The sequence below is a fragment of the Endobacterium cereale genome, from assembly GCF_009617585.1.
Lineage (GTDB): Bacteria > Pseudomonadota > Alphaproteobacteria > Rhizobiales > Rhizobiaceae > Neorhizobium > Neorhizobium cereale.
In genome coordinates this window covers 24,937-42,822 of sequence record NZ_WIXI01000042.1, presented here as the reverse complement: position 1 = coordinate 42,822, position 17,886 = coordinate 24,937, and the positions used below count along the sequence as shown (strand labels likewise).

The 17,886-nt window shown below is 59.1% G+C and carries 14 protein-coding genes and 2 pseudogenes; 6 read left to right on the top strand and 10 right to left on the bottom strand.

The window, feature by feature from the left end:
* Positions 1–27: 27 nt before the first annotated feature.
* The 9 genes and pseudogenes from phrB to GAO09_RS11615 all read right to left on the bottom strand — a co-directional run bounded on the left by phrB (position 28) and on the right by GAO09_RS11615 (position 9,877).
* Positions 28–1,550 (bottom strand): annotated as a pseudogene (phrB, locus tag GAO09_RS11650) ((6-4)DNA photolyase).
* Positions 1,551–1,751: 201 nt separating this feature from the next.
* Positions 1,752–3,335 (bottom strand): annotated as a pseudogene (locus tag GAO09_RS11645) (ABC-F family ATP-binding cassette domain-containing protein); the annotation flags it as partial.
* 325 nt (positions 3,336–3,660) lie between these two features.
* Positions 3,661–4,239, bottom strand: a complete 579-nt coding sequence (locus tag GAO09_RS11640; RefSeq protein WP_153354178.1) for a flavodoxin — start codon at positions 4,237–4,239, stop codon at positions 3,661–3,663.
* Between the two features lie 25 nt (positions 4,240–4,264).
* Positions 4,265–5,479, bottom strand: a complete 1,215-nt coding sequence (locus GAO09_RS11635) for a (R)-mandelonitrile lyase (protein ID WP_153354177.1) — start codon at positions 5,477–5,479, stop codon at positions 4,265–4,267.
* Between the two features lie 188 nt (positions 5,480–5,667).
* Positions 5,668–6,684, bottom strand: coding sequence for a zinc-dependent alcohol dehydrogenase family protein (locus tag GAO09_RS11630; RefSeq protein WP_153354176.1), 1,017 nt, complete (start codon positions 6,682–6,684; stop codon positions 5,668–5,670).
* 51 nt (positions 6,685–6,735) lie between these two features.
* Positions 6,736–7,545: an SDR family oxidoreductase gene (locus GAO09_RS11625; RefSeq protein WP_153354175.1), complete on the bottom strand. Its 810-nt coding sequence runs from the start codon at positions 7,543–7,545 to the stop codon at positions 6,736–6,738.
* Positions 7,527–7,829 (bottom strand): MFS transporter, encoded by a 303-nt coding sequence (locus GAO09_RS30045; RefSeq protein ID WP_235938058.1) that lies wholly within the window; start codon positions 7,827–7,829, stop codon positions 7,527–7,529. The genes GAO09_RS11625 and GAO09_RS30045 overlap by 19 nt, the downstream gene beginning before the upstream one ends.
* Entirely contained in the window at positions 7,796–8,800 is a 1,005-nt protein-coding gene (locus GAO09_RS11620; RefSeq protein ID WP_235938057.1) for a multidrug effflux MFS transporter, read from the bottom strand. The genes GAO09_RS30045 and GAO09_RS11620 overlap by 34 nt, the downstream gene beginning before the upstream one ends.
* An 87-nt stretch (positions 8,801–8,887) precedes the next feature.
* Positions 8,888–9,877, bottom strand: a complete 990-nt coding sequence (locus GAO09_RS11615; RefSeq protein ID WP_153354174.1) for an aldo/keto reductase — start codon at positions 9,875–9,877, stop codon at positions 8,888–8,890.
* Positions 9,878–10,005: 128 nt separating this feature from the next.
* Between GAO09_RS11615 and GAO09_RS11610 the strand changes: the two genes are divergently transcribed.
* Positions 10,006–10,905, top strand: coding sequence for a LysR family transcriptional regulator (locus tag GAO09_RS11610; protein ID WP_153354173.1), 900 nt, complete (start codon positions 10,006–10,008; stop codon positions 10,903–10,905).
* A gap of 273 nt (positions 10,906–11,178) precedes the next feature.
* Here GAO09_RS11610 and GAO09_RS11605 read toward each other — a convergent pair whose 3' ends face one another.
* Positions 11,179–12,099, bottom strand: a complete 921-nt coding sequence (locus GAO09_RS11605) for a LysR family transcriptional regulator (protein ID WP_153354172.1) — start codon at positions 12,097–12,099, stop codon at positions 11,179–11,181.
* 175 nt (positions 12,100–12,274) lie between these two features.
* Here GAO09_RS11605 and GAO09_RS11600 point away from each other — a divergent pair, with 175 nt between their 5' ends.
* The 5 genes from GAO09_RS11600 (at position 12,275) to GAO09_RS11580 (ending at position 17,873) form a co-directional block, all read left to right on the top strand.
* Positions 12,275–13,570, top strand: a complete 1,296-nt coding sequence (locus tag GAO09_RS11600) for an ABC transporter substrate-binding protein (RefSeq protein ID WP_153354171.1) — start codon at positions 12,275–12,277, stop codon at positions 13,568–13,570.
* Positions 13,567–14,508: a carbohydrate ABC transporter permease gene (locus tag GAO09_RS11595; protein ID WP_153354170.1), complete on the top strand. Its 942-nt coding sequence runs from the start codon at positions 13,567–13,569 to the stop codon at positions 14,506–14,508. The genes GAO09_RS11600 and GAO09_RS11595 overlap by 4 nt, the downstream gene beginning before the upstream one ends.
* Before the next feature lie 13 nt (positions 14,509–14,521).
* Positions 14,522–15,376: a carbohydrate ABC transporter permease gene (locus GAO09_RS11590; RefSeq protein WP_410769277.1), complete on the top strand. Its 855-nt coding sequence runs from the start codon at positions 14,522–14,524 to the stop codon at positions 15,374–15,376.
* Positions 15,377–15,420: 44 nt separating this feature from the next.
* Positions 15,421–16,488: an ABC transporter ATP-binding protein gene (locus tag GAO09_RS11585; RefSeq protein ID WP_153354168.1), complete on the top strand. Its 1,068-nt coding sequence runs from the start codon at positions 15,421–15,423 to the stop codon at positions 16,486–16,488.
* 101 nt (positions 16,489–16,589) lie between these two features.
* Positions 16,590–17,873 (top strand): Gfo/Idh/MocA family protein, encoded by a 1,284-nt coding sequence (locus tag GAO09_RS11580; protein WP_153354167.1) that lies wholly within the window; start codon positions 16,590–16,592, stop codon positions 17,871–17,873.
* The last annotated feature ends 13 nt before the right edge of the window (positions 17,874–17,886 follow it).

The window sequence follows — 17,886 nt, the reverse complement described above, 5'->3', positions numbered from 1 at the left end:
ATAATATGGACCGGTGTCGCGGCCTGGTCATTTCAGCTCAGCCAGAAACCGCGAGGCCTGCCGACGCAGATCATGTTGAGTGCCTTCATCCATCCGGTCCCAAGTGGCATAGGCCTGCGCCAGCCGCCTGTTTGAGCGCAACTTAGCGCGATTGCGCGCCAGAAAATCCCAATAAAGCGCGTTGAAGGGACAAGCGTCGTCGCCAATCCGCTTTTTGGGATCGAAGCGGCAGGTGCCGCAGTAATCGGACATCCGGTTGATGTAGTTTCGACTTGCCGCGTAGGGCTTGGTTCCGAGAAATCCGCCATCGGCGAACTGGCTCATGCCGACGACATTCGGCAATTCCACCCATTCATAGGCGTCGGCATACACTTCGAGATACCATATATGCACGGCCTTCGGATCGATGCCGGCAAGAAGCGCAAAGTTTCCGGTGATCATCAAACGCTGGATATGATGGGCATAGGCGTGCTGGATGGTCTCGTTGATCACGGTGGACAGACAGTTCATGTCCGTTTGCCGGACCAGTAGAACCACGGCAGGGGTCGTGCGTTCTCGAAGAAGTTTCTGTCCACGTAATCCGGCCCGGCATGCCAGTAGATGCCGCGCATATATTCGCGCCAGCCGATGATCTGGCGGATGAAACCTTCGACGGCATTGATCGGCGCGCGGCCATCAAAATAGGCGCGCTCGGCTGCGCGACATACGGCAAGGGCATCAAGCAAACCGGCATTGATATAGAAAGAGAGAAGGGAGTGATTGAGAAAGGGGTCATCCTGCAGCATCGCATCCTGGGTTTCGCCAAAGGCAGGCAAGAAGTCTGCGATGAAGCTCTCCAGAACATTTTGCGCATCCGCGCGTGTCACCGCAAAGCCAAAGCCGTCGAGCTTTCCAAAGTTGTCAGGAAACAGCCTTTCGACAATGGCGAGAACATCGCGGGTTATCTCGTCGGGTGAAAAGCGCGGATGCCGCGGCCTAAACAGGTCCGGCTTGGCGGGGTTTCTGTTCTCCTCGTCGAAATTCCAGCGGCCACCGACCGGTTCTTCGCCTTGCATCAGCAGGCCGGTTCTGCGCCGCATGTCGCGATAGAAAAATTCCATCGTCAGAGATTTCCGGCCAGCTGACCAGGTCTTGAAATCCTCGTGTGAAGCGAGAAAACGATCGTCGGGCCGCATATCGACCGGTATTGCAAAAGCTTCTGACCAGAGCTTCATCCCCTCGAGCACGCGCCACTCTCCGGGCTCGGTCACGCAGATCGACTGAGGCTTCAGGTCGTCGATGGCGCGCTTCAACTCTCCGGTAAAGGAGCCCGCGTTGTTTTCATCGTCGATCCGGGTGTAACGCACCGTATATCCCGCCTTTCGCAGTTCTTCCGCGAAATGGCGCATCGCGGAAAAGACGAAGGCGATCTTTTTCTTGTGGTGGCCGACATAGGTGGCTTCTGCCATCACCTCGCACATCAGCACGGTGTCACGGTTTTTGATGGCGCCATTCAGCGAGGAAATCTGCGGACAGAGCTGGTCGCCGAGTATCAATATCAGTTTCGTCAAATGCGAACCTCCCCGCCTTGCCGGTTCAGCTGGCCACAAGCGGCTACATGGCAGCGGACATTGATGGGCTGGAAGCCATCAATGTCGCTATTGCGCCTGTGGTTCCACACTTCCGAGCGGTATTGACGACATGCGCGTTCACACGCCGACTTATGGTGGTGTCGCGCCGGCGTGTGTTCAGCGGGTTCGGTGACGACGTTATTTTTTCTTTTTCTTTTTCCCGGAGGAAACGACGAGATCGCGGTACTCGTCCATGTCGCCTTCGAATGTGGTGACGGTACCATTGTTGACCAGCCACAGGCGGTCGACGGTCGCTTCGATCAGGTGGCGGTCATGCGAAATCAGGATCACAGCACCATCGTAATCGTTCAACGCCTCGATCAGCGCATGACGGCTGTCGATGTCGAGATGGTTTGTCGGTTCATCGAGGATCAACAGGTTGGGCGCATGGAATGCGGCAAGCCCCATCAGCAGACGCGCCTTTTCACCACCTGAAAGATCCTTGGCAGCGGTTGCCATCTTTTCGGTGGCAAGACCCATCTGCGCCACGCGGGCGCGAACCTTGGCTTCCGGCGCCTGCGGCATCAGCTTGCGCACGTGCTCGACAGCAGATTCGTCCGGCACCAGGTCATCGAGCTGGTGCTGGGCAAAAAAGCCGACCTTCAGCGTGGAGGCTATGCGCAGATCACCGGTTTCCGGCGCAAGGCGACCGGAGATGAATTTCGCGAATGTCGATTTGCCATTGCCGTTGGAACCCAGCAGCGCGATCCGGTCGTCGGCATCGATGCGCAGGTCCAGGCTGTCGAGAATAGGAGTGCCTGGCTCGTAACCGACAGAGCCACCATCGATGGCGATGATCGGTGAGGCAGGCTGCTTTTCCGGTGTCGGAAAGGTTATGGGCTGCACGTGATCTTCGATGACCGAAGAGACGGTGCCCATGCGTTCCAGCGCCTTGACGCGTGATTGCGCCTGCTTTGCCTTGGATGCCTTGGCCTTGAAGCGGTCGATGAAACTTTGCAGGTGCTTGCGCGCTGCATCGTTCTTGACCTTGGCCTTGTTCTGCAACTCGTCGTTTTCGGCCTTCTGGCGCACGAACTGGTCGTAACCGCCGCGATAGAAGGTCAGTTTTTTCTGGTCGAGATGCACAATGGCATTGACGGCATTGTTCAAAAGATCGCGGTCGTGGCTGATGATGATGACCGTGTAGGGATAACGGCGGATGTAATCCTCAAGCCAGAGCGATCCTTCGAGGTCGAGATAGTTCGTCGGTTCGTCGAGCAGAAGCAGGTCTGGCTCGGAAAACAACACCGATGCCAGCGCGACGCGCATGCGCCAGCCGCCGGAGAAAGACGAAGCCGGACGGAGCTGGGCTTCCTGATTGAATCCCAGACCGGCGAGAATGCTGGATGCACGCGCTTCTGCCGAATGCGCGTCGATATCGACGAGCCGCATCTGGATATCGGCAATGCGATCGGGGTCGGTCGCTGTTTCCGATTCCGCCATCAGTGCCGCGCGTTCCTTGTCGGCCGCCATGACGATTTCGATAAGACTGTCTTCGGTGCCGGGGGCTTCCTGCGCGACCTGTCCGATCCTGGCGTTTTTGGGGATTGATACAGCGCCGCTTTCTGGGCCGTGATCACCAGTAATGACCTTGAACAGCGTGGATTTGCCGGCGCCGTTGCGGCCGACAAGGCCGGCCTTGGTGCCAGTTGGAAGCGTCACGTTGGCTTTGTCGAGGAGGAGGCGACCGGCGATGCGGGTGGAAAGATCGGAAATTGATATCATGGCGCCGTTGTGGAGAAAGTCTTGTTGAATGGCAAGCGTTGTAGATGTTTAGCCCATTCGGCCGCCACGGGACATGTTTTCAGCCATATCTCGATATGGACAATTTGGAGATCAATAAGGTTGATCCCATCAAGGTGAAAAGGACGGGTGAGATGGCGTTCCTAGACCGAAAGTGGACCGAAGATGGGCACCGTCTGATTTCAAGCGCCTTTTGAATAAGCGAAAGCGCCCCGAAGCCCAACGGCGAGGATGCCTCCGATGACCGAGTACTCTTCGACTGGTCTCCAAGGTTGATCGGGTGAAAAGAGGCTCGCGTTTCGCAAGATCACTTGCGAGAGAGCCAGCCCGTAACCTGCTCCAGCGTCCGCCTCTCCTGATCGGCTTCCATCGTGAAGGCTGGGGCCAATTCGGCACCGGTGGCGAACGATTGCAGGATTTCCGTGCTGTTGCCGATCCCATATCCACCATGCGTGATGAACGGAACCACAGTCTTGCCCGACAAATCGTGAGCACGCAAGAACGACCTAACGACCGGTGGCACGGTCATGCCCCATATGGGGAAACCGAGATAGATCGTCCGGTATCGGCCGATATCGGCGACCACCTGCGCTAGCGGCGGAAGATAGCCTGATTGGGTTTCGCTTCTCGCCTGGGCCACCGTCAGTGCGTAATCCTCGGGATAGGGCGTGGCAGGCTCTATTCTGAACAACGATGCTTCCTGCGCCCGACGGATCTGGCGCGCAATGACTTCGGTATTTCCCGTTCGGGTAAAATAGGCGACGAGGACACGCTGCGAGCCGTTAGGCCGTTGCTGCGCTACACCCTCCTTCGCCGCCAGCAGAAGGCCGGCGGCGGTCAGGGGCAAAGCCCTCAAAAGATGACGTCTTTGCAGATCATGCGGCATCGTTGTTTCCCTGGAAGCATCCCGATCAGTCGATCGCGACCCCTTGTGCGTAATCTTCGTCGGAAACCTTTTCCAGCCAGGTGACGACGCTGCCGCTCTCGGCTTCAGCCACTGCGAAATGCGACATTGCTTGATCGGCAGAGGCGCCGTGCCAGTGCTTGACGTGCGGAGGGATCCACACGACGTCGCCCGGAGCAATCGCTTCCACCGGGCCGCCTTCCTTCTGGACCCAGCCCTTGCCGGACACGATGAATAGCGTCTGACCTAGCGGATGGGTGTGCCATGCTGTCCGCGCGCCAGCCGTGAAGGATACGGTCGCGCCACTGATGCGGGCGGGCTCATTGCCCTTGTAAGGCGTGGAAACATGCACTTCGCCAGTGAAATAATCGGCGGATCCCTGTGTGGCTGAGGTATTGGCGCGGGTGATTTGAATGTTCATTTCTGTTCCTTGGGAGGCTTTGTTCTGAGGGGTTGCCGCCTTGTCGGCGCGGGCTTCGAAGACGCGCTTCAGCACGGGCACCGCCGACATGGCGCGCGGCCAGCCTGCATAAAACGCGACATGGGTGATAACCTCCGAGGCTTCGGTGTTGCTCAACCCGTTGTCCATCGCCCTGTTGGCATGGAAAGGCAGCTGTTCCGGCTGGCCGACGGCGATCAGTGCGGCCATGGTGATCAGGCTGCGGTCGCGGGCGGAAAGATCCGGTCGCTGCCACAGTTCACCGAACAGGACACGGTTGGTCAGATCGGCAAGGGCGGCAGCCGTTGGGGCGACAGTTGTGTTGACGGTTGCGGTTCGGGCTGCTTCTGCCGTGGCTTCGAGTTCGATCCTGGCCGCATCGCTGCTGACCACGGGCGCAATATTGCGTTCGTCGAACACCTCTTTGACTTCGGCAACAGCAGAAATCGCGTTCGGCCAGCCGGTATAGAAGGCGAGCTGGGTGATCAGTTCGCCGATCTCTTCTGACTTGACACCGTTATCGAGAGCGCGACGCACATGTCCGCCGATCTGTGCCGTTTTGCCCGTCGAGACGATCGCGGAGACGGTCACAAGACTGCGGTCGCGCGGTTTCAGTTCTGCGCGTTCCCAGACCTCGCCAAACAGCACGTCATCGGTGAAATGACCAAGCCCCGGCGCCACGTCATAAACGGCGGGTGGAGCCACACGACGACGCTCTTCCTGTGCTTCCACGCCGGTCGCGGCGAGAGTGGACATGGCGATACTGGCGGCGATGTTTTTCATCCTGTGTTCCTCTTTGGGCGCGAAATGGCGAGGGAGTAGGGCAGTCACAACCACCAGATCCCGGATATGAGATGGGTTGCGGCAGGCGGTGACATTAGATGGCGCAAACCGATTGGGCCTATGCGCCCTGTTCATGAATGGCGAATGGAAGGATACGCCATAGGCGCTACGGCGTATCCATGACGTTCTCAGAAACGCAGCAGCGTCTTGATGGCGCGGCGTTCGTCCATGGCGCGATACCCTTCCGCGACATCCGCCAGCGGCAATTCGAGATCAAAAACCTTGCCGGGATTGATCTCGCGGTCGAGAACCAGATCCATCAGGTAGGGCAGGTAACGGCGAACCGGGGCCGGGCCTCCCAGCAGGCTCTTCTGCTGGAAGAACAGTTGCTGGCCATCGAAGGTCACGCCATGCGGCACGCCGACGAAACCGATCTTGCCGCCGGGGCGGGCACAATTGATGGCCTGCGACATGGATTCTTCCATACCGACGCATTCCAGCACGCTTTCGGCGCCCACACCATTGGTCAGTTCCTTGACGCGCGCAATGCCTGCCTCGCCGCGCTCGGAGACGATGTCGGTCGCGCCGAATTCCAGCGCCAGGTCCTGACGGCTCTTGTGACGGCTCATGGCGATGATGCGGGCAGCGCCCATCTGCTTGGCGGCCAGCACGCCCATCAGGCCGACGGCGCCGTCGCCGACGACAACAGCCGTCGAGCCTTCCGTCACGCCCGCAGCGTCCGCCGCATACCAGCCGGTGCCGAGCACGTCGGAAACGGCAAGCAGGCTCGGAATGAGGTCGTCGGACGGCAGTTCGGCGGTTGCCACCAGCGACCCGTCGGCCAATGGAACGCGTGCATAGGGTGCCTGGGCGCCGGTCATGAATTCACGCTGCTCGCAGGAGGACTGGAAACCAAAACGGCAATGCGGGCAAGTGTTGTCGGACAGGCAGAACGAGCCGACGACGAACTGGCCCGGCTTGACGGTTTTGACCGCGCTGCCGACTTCAACGACGATGCCGCAATATTCGTGTCCCATGGCCATGGGCGCGGTGACTTCGTTTGCGCCACGGTACGGCCAAAGGTCGGAACCGCATATGCACGAGGCCGACAGCTTGATGATCGCATCCGTCGGGTGGAGAATTTTCGCCTCAGAAACTTCTTCGCATCGGATGTCGCCGGGGCCGTAAAGCATTGTCGCCAACATGGGCAAATTTCCTTTGTTTTGGTGTGGTGAGTGAATGGCGGGGGGCTGGTTTCAGGATGATGCCGTTGCGGCGCGGCGTGCGCGGGCAGACGCCAGATCGGCGACAACGCGCTCGGGCTCCGCGTCGATCGGCATGTTGGCCTGGTCGCGGATGGCATCGGGTTCGTTCGCGGCGTCTGCGCACATGGCCGCAAACAGCGGATTAAGATCGCGTTGCGCTGTTCCCCTTTCGGCAACCAGTTCGAACGTCTTGTTCGTGGCCTCATGCGAGGTGAGGCTCTCCACCAGCACCTGGGCGATCTGCCGGCGGGCGATCACGCCGTCGCGCGGCGTTCCCGACTGGCGCGTGTCGCCCTGCAGGAAAACGAGCTTCTGCTGGTCGGCATCGTTGTAGTCGAACCAGCCGGGGCGCACGATCGTGTAGGGCAGGCCACTGGCCCGCACCAGCCGCTCGCCGCGCCGTTTCCAGTCATGTGCCTCGGTCGACTGATTGTAGCTGCCGCTGCGGTTGGTGACACCGATCGCGGTCATCAGCGCGATCCGCGCCTTGCGATCGCCCAGCGCCTCGAGTGTATTGCGGACGCCGCCATAATCCACCCGCTCCGAGCCGAGTTTTCCTCCGCCATTCGAACCATGGGTGAAGACGATCGCATCGACGCCTTCCAGCGCCATCCCGATACTGTCTGTTTCGGCGAGGTCTCCAAGGCAAATTTCGACCTTGTCGCCGAGCATGCGGCCCTTGCGGATATCACGCACAAGCGCGCGCACCGCATGGCCACGGACAAGGGCTTCTTTCACGACAAGACGACCAACGCTGCCGGTCGCGCCGATGACAAGGATGTTCAGGCGTTTTGCGGACATGCTGCTTTTTGCTCGCCGTTGCGCGGAGATGTGGAGGTGACGAGGCCGGCGCAAAGGACGCTGCCGATGCCCATCAGGCCGATCACCCAGCCCATCGGCCATGGTGTGCCGTCGGCAAAGGCACCGACGAGGCCCGAGCCGGCGATGCCGCTGCCGTATTGGATGGCGCCAACGAGAGCGGAAACCGCGCCGGCCTGTTCGGGGAAGTCGGACATGGCGCCGGCTATGGAATTGGCGACGATGAAGCCCGTCATCGAAACGAAGACGAAAAGCGGAATGAACAATCCCCACAGCCTCCCCAATCCGTATAGGCGGCAACCGCAAGCGCCAGCCCGGCAATCATGCCGACGATCGTGCCGGTGGACAGCATGCGGTCCATGCCGAAGCGGTGAACGAGGCGGGTGTTGAGAAGGTTGGTGGTGACGATGCCGACGATACCGGCGCCGAACAGCAATCCGTAATACTGTGCCGGCACCTGATGGTAGGTGATGAAGGCAAACGGCGTCCCGGCGATATAGGCATATATGCCGGAAAAGAAAAAGGCGCCGGAACCGGCATAGCCAAGTATCCGCTTGTGGCGCAGAAGCAGGCCGTAACGCCTGAGGGCGCCACTCAGAGGCGCCGGATTGCGTTTTTCGGGCGCGAGCGTTTCCGGCAGCGTAGACAGCGCGGCAAGCATTGCTATACCGAGAACGACCAGCGTCCAGAAGATCGCCCGCCAGCCGGCGAATGCGTCGATCTGGCCGCCGAGGATCGGGCCGAGCAGTGGCGCAATGGCCATCACGGCAATCAGCGTCGACAGCATCTGGGCGGCGCGCGGACCCTGATACAGGTCGCGGACCATGGCACGCGACAGCACGACGCCCGCGCAGGCGCCGAATGCCTGCACGATGCGCCAGACGATGATCGCCTCGATGCTCTGGGACATGGCGCAGCCGGCCGAACCGATGATGAAGAGCACGAGGCCGGTCGCCACCGGAATGCGGCGCCCGTATTTGTCGCTGACGGCACCCCAGAACAGTTGTCCGAGGCTGAACCCGATCAGGAAGCTCGATATCGTATATTCCACGCTGCCGGCCGTCACACCAAGCGCATCGGCCATGGCCGGCATGGCGGGCAGATAAAAATCCGTCGAGATGGAGGCAAAACCCATCAGTGCGCTGAGGACAGCGAGGACCTGCCAGCGCGCTGCGGGAGAATTAGCCGCGCCATCGGGCTTTGCCTGATGAGACTGAGGCTTGGACTGGGAGGACATGGAGAATAAGGTCCTTCAAGGGTTGACCGGGAACGCCAACGTTCCCGGTCTTTTGGGAGGCTCGAGTCTGGACGCTGGTGCGCGCCGTCAGAGGCCGGTGGTTTTCATCAGTTGCTCCGGATAACGCTCGCCTTCGATCTGGATCGCGGCGGCTGCCGTCTCGATCTCGGCAAGGTCTGACGCGGTCAGTTCCACTTCGGCCGCGCCAATGTTTTCTTCCAGGCGATGAAGCTTGGTGGTGCCGGGGATCGGAACGATCCATGGCTTTTGCGCCAGCAGCCAGGCCAGTGCGATCTGCGCGGTCGTGGCGCCCTTGCCGTCAGCGATCTTTTTCAGAAGGTCGATCAGCGCCTGGTTCTTTTCCATCGCTTCCGGCGTGAAGCGCGGCAGGATCTTGCGGAAATCGCCTTCACCGATCTTGGTATCCTTGCTCATGGCGCCGGTGAGAAATCCCTTGCCGAGCGGGCTGTAAGGCACAAGGCCGATGCCGAGTTCCTCGCAGGTTTCGAGAATGCCGTTGGTTTCCGGCCCGCGCGTCCAAAGCGAATATTCGTTCTGCAGAGTGGTGATCGGCTGTACCGCATGGGCGCGACGGACGGTTTGGGCGCCGGGCTCCGACATGCCGAAATGGCGAACCTTGCCGGCTGCGATCAGGTCCTTCACGGCGCCGGCGACGTCTTCGATCGGAACGTTCGGATCGACGCGATGCTGGTAGAAGAGGTCGATGACATCGGTGCCGAGGCGCTTCAGTGAGGCGTCGGCGACCGCCCGGATTTGTTCGGGCCGGCTGTTGGTGCTCGCCATCTTTCCATCCACGATATTGAAGCCGAACTTGGTGGCGATCACCACCTGATCGCGAACGGGTTTCAGGGCTTCACCGACAATTTCCTCGTTGGTGAAGGGGCCGTAGACCTCGGCCGTATCGAAGAAGGTTACGCTGCGCTCGACCGCCTGTCGGATGAGCGTGATGCCGTCCTGCTTCGTGAGCTTGTGGGCATAGCTGAAATCGAGCCCCATGCATCCGAAGCCGAGTGCGGAAACTTCCAGGCCTGCTTTTCCGAGAGTACGTTTTTTCATTTTCTGTCTCCGTTCACGATGATTGGTGATCACATGCGATCAACTCGTCGTTGGATGGAGATTTAGTCCTGGCAGGTCCATTCGATTAGATGCTAAGTCACGCATGAACCTATACTCTGGATTCATGAATGAAGCGCGATGAACTGGGCGACCTGGTCGCATTCCTGACGGTAGCGGAAGAGCGGAGTTTTACCCGCGCAGCGGCTCAGTTGGGCACGTCGCAGTCGTCCTTGAGCCATACGGTGAAGCGGCTGGAGGAGCGGATGGGCGTGCGTCTGCTGGTGAGGACGACACGCAACGTTGTGCCGACCGAAGCCGGCGAGCGGCTGATGGAAACATTGCGCCCCGCCTTCAACGATATTCGCGGCCAGATCGATGCGCTGAGCGCCATGCGGCAGCAACCCGGCGGCACCGTGCGGATAACTTCCAGCCGCCATGCTGCCGAAACGATCCTCATGCCGGCCGTCAAGCGGTTGATGTGTGATTATCCGGATGTGAATGTCGAGATCTCGATCGAACAGCGTTTCGTCGATCTGGTTGCCGAACGGTATGACGCCGGCGTGCGCCTCGGCGAGAGCATCGAAAAGGACATGATCGCGGTTCGGATCGGACCGGAACTCAGGATGGTGGTCGCCGGTTCGCCGGACTATTTCGAGCGAAATCAGAAGCCCAACACACCGCACGATCTGACGCAGCACAGATGCATCAACCTGCGCTTGCCCACACTTGGTGGTTTGTATGCATGGGAATTCGAGCGTGACGGGCGCCCGCTGAATGTTCGCGTCGATGGTCAGTTTATCTGCAACGACGTGCCGATGATCATTGATGCCGCGCTTGATGGATTAGGTCTGGCCTGCTTGCCCGATGATCATCTCGGACCTCTGGTCGAGGAGGGGAGGTTGGTACGGGTGCTGGAAGACTGGTGTCCGCCATTCCCCGGCTATCATCTCTACTACCCCAGCCGACGCCTTGCGTCCCCCGCATTTGCCTTGCTTGTCGAGCACTTGCGCTTCCGGGGAGCGGTTTAGGCCAGGCGGGAAAAATCGCCTACTCAGGGATGATCGGGCTGTCCGCGGACCGCCGCCTGCGTCGGCTGCATCCCCCTTACGCACAGGACCTATCAGCCTGGCTTATAACGAGACCGAAGTATCAATCTAAAAAAATGTCATGCATCAACTCTTTAGAACTGCGGAGTGTTGGTCGAACGTTCATGTCAGTTTATCGGCTTGGCTAAGAGCCGCTGCGTGTCTTAAGGGGGCAGTTGTTTCGGCTTCGGACGCTTCCGGTCAGAGAATTGGTTGTCAGGTCGCCGACGGAAACAGACCTGCTACCTCGGCTCGCGTAGAAATCGACTCAATAATTTCTTGGATTTTCGGTTTCGCTCGCATCTCGGACAGAACATAGAAACCCATCACCGCCTGACGACGCGGACTTGGTCTATCGATCTTCACCTCTTGCAGCCCCTTTTTGCTAAAGTATCCCCTCAGGACGTCACTGTGTATGAGCACCGCGTCGGTGTTGAGGGCGAACTCAATGCATGCGCTCATGGAATTGCACGCGAATGCATGCCCGCTAACGTCGAGGTCCTGTGCTCCCGAACCTAAGGTCAGGCGTTTCTGCCTAGCGTCGGTGGGGTTGGCCATTGTCGTCGGATAAGAACGTATTTCATCAATCGACCGCGTGCGGCCGAGAAGTGGGTGCCCATTGCGGACGTAATATCCATCCGTCGCGTGGCCCAATGGAATAAAATCCACAGCCAGCCCCGGCTTTAAATGATCGATACGGTGCCCCATAAAGAGTGCAATGTCGCCAGCAATCAGCTGATCCATACATCGCATCATGTTGCCGATGCTGACATTGATTGGAGCGGCCGGATGCGCATTGAAATGCGCGATTACATAGTCCTTCAAAAGCAGTATCCATGTGGAATAACCGGTGCCGATGCTGATGCCTTCCTCCAGCTCGGCTTTCTGCCTCGCGATTGCGGCCAGCGCGTTGGTGTGCAGGCGGGACATGAAGATGGCGCTGTTATAAAGCGTCTCGCCATAGGGCGTCAGTTCGACGCCGCGGACCGACCGAATGAACAGGTCGACGCCAAGTGACTGTTCCAGGCGCTTGATGTTGTAACTCAGGGCCGGCTGGGAAATGTGCAGAATTTCCGCTGCCGCCATGAAGCTGCCGGCCTCTGCCACCGCCACGAAATGTTCCAACCCCTTATCCATCCCGACCTCCTCAAGTCATAAAGGATTTTAATGATTGAGCCGAAATATTCTATTTGTCCATATGGCCGGTGACGGCTAGTCTTTGAATCGTCAGCACGCTCAAGGAGGGGTTTTGCTGGCAGCAACTGTCTCGTCCGCCTGTCGGACATGATGGATATCATCTCGGGAGGATGACATGAATATGAGCCATTTTGGTCGGCGTCGGTTCATCGGCGCCGGGTTGGCAGCCATGACTCTGCCACTGCTTGCCGGTACCCGTGCTTCTGCACAGGATGCCGCAAATATCCGCATGATCTGGTGGGGTGGCGATGAGCGCGCCCGCCGTACCAATGCCGCGATCGACCTGTTCAAAAAGGCCAATCCGCAGACCGCTATCCAGGCCGAATTCATGGGCTGGGATGATTACTGGGCGCGTCTGGCCACGCAGGTTGCCGGTGGCAATGCGCCGGATTTCATCCAGATGGATTACCGCTACATGTTCGAATACGCGCGTCGTGGCGCGATCCGGCCTCTGGATGAATATCTTGGTAACCAGTTGAAGCTCGAGGATTTCGGCAAGGTCAATCTCGACAGCTGCTCGGTCGATGGAAAGCTCTATGGTGGCAATGTCGGCGTCAACGCTTTTGCCCTGGTGTTCGACGCCAAGGCATGGGGCGAGGCGGGTGCTACGCCGCCGGATCTGAAAACCACATGGGATGGTTTTGCCGAAAAATGTGCGGCTTTCATGAAGGGCAACAAGAACAAGCGCGTGAGCGCCACGGCAGACGGCAGCGGTCAGGAAACCCTGTTCGAAATCTGGCTGCGCACGCAGGGCAAGGCGCTTTACAATCCCGATGGCACGCTGGCCTATGACGCTGCCGATGCCGGCCGCTGGTTTGCCTATTGGGCAGAGATGCGAAAGGCAGGTAGCTGCGTTGCGGCCGATGTGCAGGCCCTGCACAAGCAGTCGCCCGAAACGACACCAATCGTAAACGGCCGCTCGGCAATCGATTTCGTGCACTCCAACCAGTTCGAAGGCTGCCAGAAACTCGTTCAGTTCGAGTTGACAGCAACGGGCACCCCGGTACAGGACGGCGGAAAGCCCGGCCAGTATCTCAAGCCTTCGCAGCTGTTTGCGATATCGGCGGCTTCGAAAAACCCGGCTGCGACGGCCCGGCTGATCAACTTCCTGATTGCCGAACCGGAAGGCGCAAAACTTCTTGGGCTCGACCGCGGCGTGCCGGCATCGCCGGCAATTCGCGACGCCATCGCGGCTGACCTGAACCCGAATGCCCGGAAGGTGGTCGATCTGATCTCGAGTATCACGCCGCTGGTTGGAGCCCTGCCGCCAGCACCGCCGCGTGGTGCCGGGGAAATCAACGAAGTTCAAATCCGCATCAGCCAAGAGGCCGCGTTCGAGGCGGTGACGCCTGAGCAGGCCGGTGCCAATCTGGTCGATGAGGCAACCGCCATCCTGAAGCGGGCCGGATGATGGCAGTGCAGGATTTACATGAAACGAGCATAGTGAGGCGGCCGGAGGGCCGCTTCATGGGGGCGATCAGGCGAAACGGCGCGGGATACATGTTCCTTGCGCCATGGCTGATCGGCTTCTTCTGCCTGACGCTGGGGCCGGCGCTCGCATCGCTTTATCTGTCGTTCACACGCTTCGACTTATTGAATGCGCCGGAATTCATCGGTGCGCAGAACTATGTCCGCATGGTCACGGCTGATCCGAAATTCCTGGCATCCATGAAGGTGACGCTGATTTACGTCGTGCTCTCGGTGCCGCTGAAACTGGCCTTTGCGCTGGCCGTTGCCATGGTGTTGAACCGTGGCATGCGCGGATTGCCGATCTACCGGGCGATCTTCTATCTACCCTCGCTGCTCGGAACGTCCGTTGCCATCGCCGTCCTGTGGCGTCAGCTGTTTGCGGCCGATGGCATGGTCAACGGTATTCTGGCGCAGTTCGGCATTATCGGGCCGAGCTGGATCTCGAACCCCAATTATTCGATCTACACGCTCGTGGTTCTATCCGTGTGGCAGTTCGGTTCGCCGATGATCATTTTTCTGGCGGGTCTGCGCCAGATCCCGACGGATATGTACGAAGCCGCAAGTCTCGACGGCGCGTCACCGTCACGGCAGTTCTGGCGCATCACGCTGCCGCTGCTGTCGCCGGTGATCTTCTTCAATCTGGTCATTCAGGTGATCGAGGCATTCAAGGCCTTTACCCCTGCCTTCGTCATCTCCGGCGGCTCGGGTGGACCGATCAATTCGACGCTGTTTTATACGCTTTATCTCTATCAGGAAGGGTTCAGCTATTTCCGCATGGGTTACGCCTCGGCGCTGGCCTGGGTGCTGGTGGCGATCATCGCCGTGTTCACCGCGATCTCTTTCCTGACGACAAAATACTGGGTGCATTACGATGACTGATGCTGTGCAGCAAATGCCGGGGCGCGGCTCCGCGCATCCAAGACTGTCGGGCACCGTCCGCCATGTGATCCTGATCGCGATCTGTTTCGTGATGATCTACCCGATCCTGTGGATGCTGTCCGGTTCTCTGCGGCCGGCCTCGGAATTGTTCGGCGGCGATGCCGGGCTCATTCCATCGCAAGTGACGGTCGAGGCCTATCCAAAGGGCTGGTTCGGGCTGCAGATCAATTTTGGCCAGTTTTTTCTCAACTCGCTGGTCATCGCCGTGCTGGCAACGATCGGCAACGTGCTGGCGGCGTCACTGGTGGCCTATGCCTTTGCACGGCTGCAGTTCTGGGGGCGCAGCTTCTGGTTTGCGCTGATGCTCGGCACGCTGATGTTGCCCTACCACGTGACGCTGATCCCGCAATATGTGCTGTTCCGCAGTCTGGATTGGGTCAATACATGGTGGCCGCTGATCCTGCCCAAATATTTTGCCGTGGATGCCTTCTTCATCTTCCTGATGGTGCAGTTCTTTCGCGGCATCCCCAAGGAACTGGATGAAGCGGCGCGTATGGATGGATGCAGCGCATGGCGCATCTACTGGAAGATCATCCTGCCGCTTTCCATGCCGGTTCTGGCAACGGCTGCGATCTTCTCGTTCATCTGGACCTGGGAGGATTTCTTTGGGCCGCTGATCTACATCAGCGAGATGCGCAACTACACGGTTCAGCTCGGCCTGCGCTCGTTCATCGACTCGAGCGGCACATCCAGCTGGAACGAGCTGTTTGCCATGTCGGTCCTGTCTCTGGTGCCGATCTTCCTGATCTTCCTGTTTTTCCAGCGCCTGCTGATCGAAGGTATCGCCACGACCGGCATGAAACGCTGAAACCCTTTTGGTCAGCCCTTGGCGGCTGAAGCTTGGACACGCGAATGGTTACGACTATCAAACTCAACAATGTCGAAAAACGTTATGGCGCACTGGATGTCATCCGCGGCATCGATCTTGAAATCAAGCCGGGCGCATTCACGGTTTTCGTCGGCCCCTCCGGTTGCGGAAAATCCACGCTGCTGCGGATGATCGCGGGGCTGGAAACGATCTCGGCCGGTGACCTTCTCATCGACGGCGAACGTATGAACGATGTCGCCGCCTCCAAGCGCGGCATCGCCATGGTGTTCCAATCCTATGCGCTTTACCCGCATATGTCGGTCTACAAGAACCTCGCCTTCGGTCTGGAAACGGCGGGTTACAAGCGCGAGGAAATCGATCGCCGCGTTCGTGAAGCGGCTGCGACATTGCAGATCACCGATTATCTGGAGCGCAAACCCAAGGCGCTGTCCGGCGGTCAGCGTCAGCGCGTTGCCATCGGCCGATCCATCGTGCGCGACCCGAAGATTTTCCTGTTCGACGAACCGCTTTCCAATCTCGATGCCGAACTGCGTGTGCAGATGCGTGTCGAGATCACCAAGCTGCACGAGCGCCTCGGCAACACGATGATCTATGTCACCCATGATCAGGTCGAGGCGATGACCATGGCCGACCAGATCGTCGTGCTGAAGGCCGGCAAGGTCATGCAGGCGGGTTCACCGCTGGAGCTTTACAACAATCCTGCCAACCAGTTTGTCGCTGGCTTTATCGGTTCGCCGAAGATGAATTTTGCCAACGTGAGCGTTGCAGGTGCCACCGGTGTTACCCTGAATGGTAACCGGATCGAGACCGGCAGACAGCTGCAGGGCAAGACACTGACGCTCGGCATCCGGCCGGAACATATCGATATCGGCGATGGTCCCGGCCAGGTGATCTGTGATGCGCGGATCGAGCTGGTCGAACATCTTGGCGGCAGCACTGTTCTGCATGTCCTTCCACCCTTTCAGCAGGAGACGATTACCGTCATGCTGTCCGGTCAGCGATCGTGCCGGTCGGGCGAGGATGTCGCATTGCGGATCGATCCGAAAAACATTCACCTGTTCGATACAGAAGGCCGCGCCTTGCCGCGATAAGGCGACGCGTTCTTCCCATGAAATGAAAACAAACGTGTGGTTCCGCCGGATCGGCATCGTCGATCGGAACGGTTTGGCGTGAACGGAAGAGGAGATATTCGATGAGCAAGAAAAAATACGTCCTTGTCGGGACCGGCGCCCGTGCCCGCATGTTCTATGAGGCTTTGGCGCGCGATTACCGCGAGCATGGCGAACTGGTGGCGCTGTGCGATACCAACCAGACCCGTATGGATTACACCAACAAGGTGCTGGTCGAAGAGTTCGGCCTCGAGCAGTTGCCGACCTACAAGGCCGAGGATTTTGGCCGCATGCTCGATGAAACCGGTGCGGATGTCGTCATCGTCACCTCGATCGATCGCACCCATCATCTCTATATCATCGCGGCACTCGAAGCCGGTCGTGATGTCATCACCGAAAAGCCGATGACGACGGATGTGGTGAAATGCCAGCAGATCATTGATACCGCCAAGCGTACCGGTCGCTCGGTACGGGTGACGTTCAATTACCGTTACGCGCCGCACAATGCGGCGGTTCATGACATCATCGCTTCGGGTGGCATCGGCGAGGTGTTCTCCGTGCATTTCGAGTGGCTGCTCGACACCAAACACGGCGCCGATTATTTCCGCCGTTGGCACCGCGACAAGCGCAACAGCGGCGGCCTGATGGTGCATAAATCCACCCATCATTTCGACCTGGTGAATTTCTGGCTGCAAAGCCAGCCGCAGACCGTGTTCGGCATGGGTGACCTGCGTTTCTATGGCCGTGCCAATGCCGAAGAACGCGGCCTGTTCACGCCCTATACCCGAACGACCGAGGTTCAGGCGGCCAAGGCCGACCCCTTCGCCATCGACCTCACCGACAGCCCGGTGCAGAAATCTCTCTATTGGGACGCCGAACATGAGGATGGTTATCAGCGCGACCAGAACGTTTTCGGCGATGGCATCAGCATCGAAGATACGATGCAGGTGATGGTGCGCTACCAGAACCGCACGGTGATGACCTATTCGCTCAACACCTACGCGCCCTGGGAAGGTTTTAACGTTGCTTTCAACGGATCGAAGGGACGCATCGAGCTGATGGTGCGCGAAACGTCCTACATCAATGCCGGTGGTGCTTCAGATGCGGAAGGGGCAGCCAAGGGCATCCAGCTTTATCATTTCCCGCTGCATGGCGAGCCGCGTATCGTGCCGGTCGTCATGGGCGAGGGCGGTCATGGCGGTGGTGACAACCGCATGCTGGCGGATATTTTTGGCGCAGCGAATTCGGGCGCTGCCTTTGCTGCGGATTTTCGCGATGGCGCCATGTCGATCCTGACCGGCCTTGCCGCCAACCGTTCGTTCCAGACCGGCCTGCCGGTGAACGTGTCCGAACTGGTCAATTTCTGACCCGCCCCGTTGA